This is a genomic window from uncultured Amaricoccus sp. (genome assembly GCF_937891315.1).
In the GTDB taxonomy this organism is placed as follows: Bacteria; Pseudomonadota; Alphaproteobacteria; order Rhodobacterales; family Rhodobacteraceae; genus Amaricoccus.
The window spans coordinates 1-6,241 of sequence record NZ_CALAGI010000010.1; the positions used below are offsets into that span (position 1 = coordinate 1).

At 68.2% G+C, this 6,241-nt stretch carries 7 protein-coding genes and 1 pseudogene; all 8 read left to right on the forward strand.

Annotated features, from left to right (window positions below):
• On the forward strand, positions 1-972 hold a 972-nt coding region (locus Q0480_RS00710), incomplete at its 5' end, for a hypothetical protein (RefSeq protein WP_299129691.1).
• Positions 969-1,436, forward strand: coding sequence for a hypothetical protein (locus Q0480_RS00715; RefSeq protein WP_299129692.1), 468 nt, complete (start codon positions 969-971; stop codon positions 1,434-1,436). The genes Q0480_RS00710 and Q0480_RS00715, both read left to right, overlap by 4 nt.
• Positions 1,436-1,897 (forward strand): hypothetical protein, encoded by a 462-nt coding sequence (locus Q0480_RS00720; protein WP_299129694.1) that lies wholly within the window; start codon positions 1,436-1,438, stop codon positions 1,895-1,897. The genes Q0480_RS00715 and Q0480_RS00720 overlap by 1 nt, the downstream gene beginning before the upstream one ends.
• Positions 1,897-2,826, forward strand: a complete 930-nt coding sequence (locus tag Q0480_RS00725; RefSeq protein ID WP_299129695.1) for a hypothetical protein — start codon at positions 1,897-1,899, stop codon at positions 2,824-2,826. The genes Q0480_RS00720 and Q0480_RS00725 overlap by 1 nt, the downstream gene beginning before the upstream one ends.
• Positions 2,823-3,380, forward strand: a complete 558-nt coding sequence (locus Q0480_RS00730) for an HNH endonuclease (protein ID WP_299129697.1) — start codon at positions 2,823-2,825, stop codon at positions 3,378-3,380. Before Q0480_RS00725 ends, Q0480_RS00730 begins: the two co-directional genes overlap by 4 nt.
• Complete coding sequence (locus tag Q0480_RS00735; RefSeq protein WP_299129698.1) at positions 3,380-4,102, forward strand: hypothetical protein; 723 nt, start codon at positions 3,380-3,382, stop codon at positions 4,100-4,102. The genes Q0480_RS00730 and Q0480_RS00735 overlap by 1 nt, the downstream gene beginning before the upstream one ends.
• The gene (locus Q0480_RS00740; RefSeq protein WP_299129700.1) at positions 4,102-5,517 is read left to right on the forward strand and encodes a hypothetical protein; all 1,416 of its coding nucleotides are present in this window, start codon (positions 4,102-4,104) and stop codon (positions 5,515-5,517) included. The genes Q0480_RS00735 and Q0480_RS00740 overlap by 1 nt, the downstream gene beginning before the upstream one ends.
• Positions 5,514-6,241 (forward strand): annotated as a pseudogene (locus Q0480_RS00745) (hypothetical protein); the annotation flags it as partial. The gene Q0480_RS00740 and the pseudogene Q0480_RS00745, both read left to right, overlap by 4 nt.

The window sequence follows — 6,241 nt, forward strand, 5'->3', positions numbered from 1 at the left end:
GATGCGTTCGAGCGCGCGCTGCGCCTGCGCAGCGGTGATCCGGCCGCGCTCGTCGGGAACGGCCTCGCGCTCGGCGAGTATTTCGGCGATCTCGTGGTGTTCGGCACCCGTGGCGCGCAGTTCTGGTCCGTCGATCCGGATTTCACCAAGAACCAGTATCTGCGCTCGCTGAAGACCTCGCTCCTCGCGCGCCGCTCGGTGACGGGCTACGCGGACGGCGACGTGCTCTATCTCTCGACCACGGGCATCCGCTCGCTGCAGGCCCGCGACAGTTCGAATTTCGCCAAGGTGTCGGACGTCGGGTCACCGATCGACATACTCCTGCGCGCCGAGCTTGATTTCGCCGGGGCCGACGTCGAGCCGATCTTTCAGGACCACGATCGCAACGTCACGCGGTTCCTGCAGCTCGCGAAGGGGATCATCCACGAGCAGAGTGGCCAGTTCTGGCTCTGCCTCAAGGAGAAGGTCTACGTGCTGACCAACTACCCGGCGGCGAAGGTCCGGGCCTGGTCGGTCTTCGATCTTCCGGTGACGACGCACTTCAACCCAACGGTCGGGCTTCTGAAAGGGCGCTGGGTCGGGGACATCTGCGCGATCCGCGACGACCTGATCATGCGGAACAACGCCGACGAGGTGTTCATCTATGGCGGCATCACCGGATCGACCTACGACCGCAGCGAGGTTGAGGTTGTCACCCCGCACATGGACATGGGCAAGCCCTCGACGGTCAAGCGGTTCACCGGGATCGACATGGCCTGCTACGGGGAGTGGCAGGTGGAGGTTTCGCTCGACGTCAACAACGTGGAGTGGGAGCCGGTCGCGGTCATCGACGGCAGCACGCACCGGGTTTACCGGGTCGGCTTCGATCTCGAGGGCACGCATCTCGCGCTGAGGCTGCGGAGCACGACGCCAGGCCCGGCGAAGATCGGTCAGGTGACGGTGCTCTACGCCGGCGGGGAGGGCGAAAAATGATCGCCGCCGCGCCCCGCCCGTCCGAGATTTCCTTCGTCTGCCATCGGCTGCGCGAACAGTCGGCCGAGGAGATGTTCATGCTCTCGTGGCACGACAGCCCGGAGGCGCTGGCGCAGCGGTTCATCAACCTCGCGGGCTTCCAGTGGGTGGCCTACGACGGGACCGAGCCGGCGGCGATCTTCGGCGCGCATCCGCTCTGGCCCGGGACATGGAGCCTCTATGGCTTCGGGACCGACCGCTATGGGAACGTGCTGCGCGAGGTGACGAAGCACTTCCGGCGCGAGGTGGTTCCGGCGGTGCGGGGGAGTGGCGCGCACCGGGCGCAGTGCATGTCGCCGGCCCACCATACCGAGACGCACCGCTGGCTGGAAATGCTCGGCGGTTCCGAGGAAGCGACATTGCGCTGCTATGGCCGGCGCGGCGAGGACATGAAGATTTTCGCCTGGTTCAAGGAGACGGCCTGATGCCGCTGCCGAGTGACCAGATGCCAGCCCTGATGATGAAGTGGACGCTGGGCGACGAGGACGCGGCGCGGTTCCTCCTCAACTGCGCCGCGCTCGCACGCCTCGCGGACGATATCGCGGACGGCGACAAGGGGCCCGACCGTGTGGCGGCCATGGGTGAGGTGCTGGTGCGGGCGATGGTGGTCAACGCCGCGAACCCGTTCTTCATCGCCAATCGCGAGGCTTTGGCGCCGGTTCTGGCGGAGGCCGCCGGCTGGTGGGTCACGTCGGAGCGGTGGCGCCGGCACGAGAGCCGCAACACGCGGATGTTCGCGTTCGTCTGGAGGGAAGGGACGGCGAGCATCGCGCACACCGTCGCCTACCTCATCGGAGGGTGGGAGCACATGCTCGCCGTCATGGAAGACCTGCATGCCCTTGCCGATCGCGATGGCGAGACTTTCGAGGAATGGGAGGCGTCCTGATGGGGATGTATGGCGACCCGCCGAAGACCGACACTTCATCGACCGACTTCTACAAGAAGGAGGCCGAGCGCACCCGGCGCGAGGAACAGGCACGCCAGCGACGCATCGCCGACGGCATGAGCGAGATCAAGACCATCTTCGAGGGCGGCAAGACGAAGATGGACCGGGCGACGGGCAAGTACGACCCGAAGGCCGAATACTACTACCGGGGCAAGAAATGGACCCCGGAAGCGCAGACGACCAAGACCATCACCGAGACGAACGGCTTCGGCTGGGGCATGCCCGGTCACAAGGACTATATCGGCGGCGAGGACGACGGCCAGACCCCCGGCGGCGGCACGACCACGCGCGAGGTGACCACCGGAAAGACGGCGCAGGAGCAATACGACGCTCTCCGGGGCAAGCTGCGCCTCGGCGGCACGGGTGGGGAAACCCACGAAGGGACGGCCCCGCTCCTCGACGCCCGGCGGAAGGCGCAGGAGGATTTCTACCTGCCCCAGCTCGACGAGGAGTTCGGCAAGACCAAGGACGAGCTGGCCTTCGCGCTGGCCCGCGCCGGCCTCAGCACCTCGACCGCGGCGAACACCAAGGCCACCGATCTTCGCAAGGGGTTCCGCCTCGAGCGCGCCGGGATCAACGCCGACATCGACCGGGACATTGCCGGGGCCACCTCGCAGATGAACGACCTGCGGACTTCGATCGAGGCGGGATTGCGGGCGAGCGGCGACACCACGACGGCCGCCAACGCCGCCTTGGCCGCCCGGACGAATTTCGCCGCCGACATGCCGGAACTGAACCCGCTCGACCACGTGCTCGGCGGTTTCGCGGAGGGCATCGGCGCGGCGCAGAACGGCTATCAGGTCGGGCAGATCAGGCAGACCGCGCGCGGCGGCGCTGGCTTCAAAAATCAGAGCAAAATTGTGTCATGAACAATCTCATCGGAATTGACGAGCTACGCCAGATGTTCCGCCTCGACCAGGAGACGGGCACACTCTGGTGGCTATCCCGGCCGCGCGAGATGTTCGCGACGCAGCGCGGGTTTGCGGTCTGGAACGCGCGCTATGCCGGGGCCGAGGCATTCACCTTCACGGACCCGAGCGGCTACCGGCACGGGCGCATCCTAAGGCGGCATTACATGGCGCATCGTGTGATCTGGGCGCTGGCAAACGGTCGTTGGCCGACGGCGCAGGTTGACCACCGCGACGGCGATCCGCAGAACAACCGGCCCGGCAACCTGCGGGAAGCGACCCGCTCCGAGAACAACCGGAACATGCGTCCCCGCGCTGGAACGAGCCGCTTCAAGGGCGTGTGCTACTGCAAACAGACCGGACGGTGGATATCTCAGTCCAAGATCGGAGATCGCCATATCTGGCTTCTCCGGCATGACACTGAGGAGCAGGCGGCCCGGGCCTACGATACCTTCGCGCGCGAAGCATTCGGCGCCTTCGCTCGCCTCAACTTCCCGAACGAGGAGGCTGCCTGATGTGTGCTCCGGGCTTGGACCCCTTTACCATCGCGGCCATCGCCGGCAGCGTGGCCTCGGCTGGCGGCGCGAAGATGAACGCGGACGCGCAGAACGACGCGATCCGGGCGCAGAACGCCGAGAACCAGAAGGCGATGCAGGCGCAGCAGATCGCCCGCGAGGAGGAGGCACAGCGCCAACTCTCGATGGAGGGCCAGCAGACCGACGAGGTGGCGAAATCGCTGGTCAAGGCGAACCCGGCCGGCGCGCTGATGCGGGCAAAGCAGACCGTCGCCGCGCCGGACAATGCGATCACCGGATCGGCGGGCTCCTACAACGAGGAACCCCAGGCGCCGCCGATCCAGAACAAGGACGTGTCGGGCGCCAGCGCGGGCTACGAGAAGAAGTCGGTCGACACGACCAAGACGGTCCTCGATGCGCTGGCGATGCTGTCGGCGCTCGGCGGGGAGACGGCGGCGGCCGGCGACGCGGTGGGTCGGAGCAATTCGAACATCCAGACGATCGGCGGCAATCGGCGCGGCTCGCTCAACGCCAACGCGGCCGAAACGCGCATCCCGGCCCCGACCGTCACCGCGAACCCCGGGCTGATGGGCGATCTGCTCATGCTCGGCGGCGGCGCCGGGGCGCAATACGCGGGCTCGAAAATGGGCGCCGGCCCGAAGAAGCCGCCGAAGCTGACCGACGCCGAACTGGCATCGCTGTCGAGCGGGGGTCTATACTGATGCAGGCGCAGCTCTACGCAAACCCGATGTTCGCCTCTGGCCTGTCCGACATTCTCGGTCAGGCGCTCGGCGGAGGGAACCCGCTTCAGGTCGCGCAGTCGGAACTTGCCGCGGCGAAGGCCGGCGAGGTGAACGACACGGCGCGCTATCGGGAGGCGGCAGGTCAGGCGGCGGCGAAGCACGACCTCGCCGCGATGCTTGCCGCGTTCGGCCAGGCCGGGCCAGGCTACGGTTCGGCCGCGCCACAGATAGCCTCGGCGATGGCCTCGCTGCCGGAGTTCGGGTTCGACGATGCGACGCAGGGCCGCATCCAGGTTGGCACCGGGACGCAGGAAGCCAAGGGCACCTTCGCCGGCATGGGTCAGTGGCTCGGCACCGAGCTTGCGAAGACCGATCGGCTCGTCGCCGGCGATCGCGGCATTGCCCAGATGAAGATCGACGCCGACCGGGCGACGCAGGAACGCGGCTTCGACGCCTTCAAGGGCGCGCTCGACGGCTACGTCGGGCGCCTCGGCCAGATCGAGAGCGGCTGGAAGGGCGGCGCGCAGAACCCGAACTCCTCGGCCGGCGGCTATTTCCAGTGGACCGACGGCACCGCCAACCAGTACGGCGTGACGAAAGGCGACCTCGCTTCCGAGACGGCGGGCCTTGAGCGCTTCACCCTCGACAATGCCCACACCTTCGAGGCGATGCTCGGCCGGGCGCCCCAGAGCGAGGCCGAGCTCTACCTGATGCACCAGCAGGGCGCGGGCGGCGCGGCCAAGCTGCTCGGCAACCCGTCGGCGCGCGCGGTCGATGTCGTGGGCCGCGACGCCGTCCTGAACAATGGCGGGAACGAGGGCATGTCGGCGGGCCAGTTCGCCCAGCATGTCATGGGCTATTACGGCGGCGGCACGGGTGGCGGGGGGATTGATCCGCGGGTCTATGGTCTCCTGCTCGGCGCGGGCACGCCCGGGGTCAATACGAACCAGAGCCGCATCCTCTCGGGGCTGGCCGACGACTGGATGGCGCCAGAGAGTGGCGTGGAGGACGCGCCGGCGATGACCGGCGGCGGGCGGTCTCTGCTTCTCAGCGGCCTCGGCAAGGACATGGACCCGGCGACCGCGATGCATGTCGTCACCCAGACCGAGGGGCTGATGCGGGAGGGAATGCCCGAGAACGACGCTATCGCCTACGCGCTGCAGAACCTTGAGAGCGAGACGACGATCGACGCCAACGATGGCTGGTGGCCGGGCGACTGGTTCACCGGTCCCGAGACCGCGACGAAGGTGACGGGCATCAAGCCGCGCGGCGAGGTGACGAACGTCGGGCAACCGGGCGGCATCCCGTCGCCGACGACGCCCGAGGAGTTCGCGGCGCTTCCCAGCGGGACGAAGTTCAAGGCGCCCGACGGAACGATGCGGATCAAGCCGTGAACTGGTGGGATAGCGCGCCCCTCGCCGATGCGCCGGGCAACTGGTGGGAAGCCGCGCCGATCGCGCCGTCCGACGCCGCGCCCGAGGCAATGACCCAGGCACCGGAGATGGCTTCCCCGCTCGCCGACGCGCTGATCGGCGCACTGACGCCCGCCCCCGAAGCCCCAACGCCGCTTGCCCCCTCGCCGCTCGGGGGCATCGACGCATCGGTGGGCTCGCCGATACCGGAGCCGCCGACCATCGCGGACATGGACCCGCTGGCGATGGCGCAGATGCTGTCCCGGCCCCGCGACGATGGCATGACGCCCGTTCCCGCGCACCAGACCGTCGATGACACGTCGTCGCTCTGGGGTGATCTCCGCGCGGCCAAACTGCAGGCGCAGCAGATCATCCCCGGCCTTGAGATGTTCGGCGGCGTCGCTGACCTCAAGCAGGCGCGCGACCGGGTGGTTTCCGGCCGTGGCCGCCCCGACGCCGTTGACGAAGCCCGTCAGCAGCGCGTTGGGCTCGAAGTGCAGGATCGAGATGTCGCCGACGCCCGCGGTGTCGCGCGAGCCGACGTACACGAAGCGGCCGATCGGATCGCTCGCGATCGACACCGGGTTCGCGCCCACCGGACGCGTGACGATCGGCGTCAGCGAGCCGTCGAGCTCCGACAGCTCGCACAGGGTCACCTGACCCGTCGCCGCCGAGGCCGCGAGCAGGTAGCGGCCGTCGGGCAGGA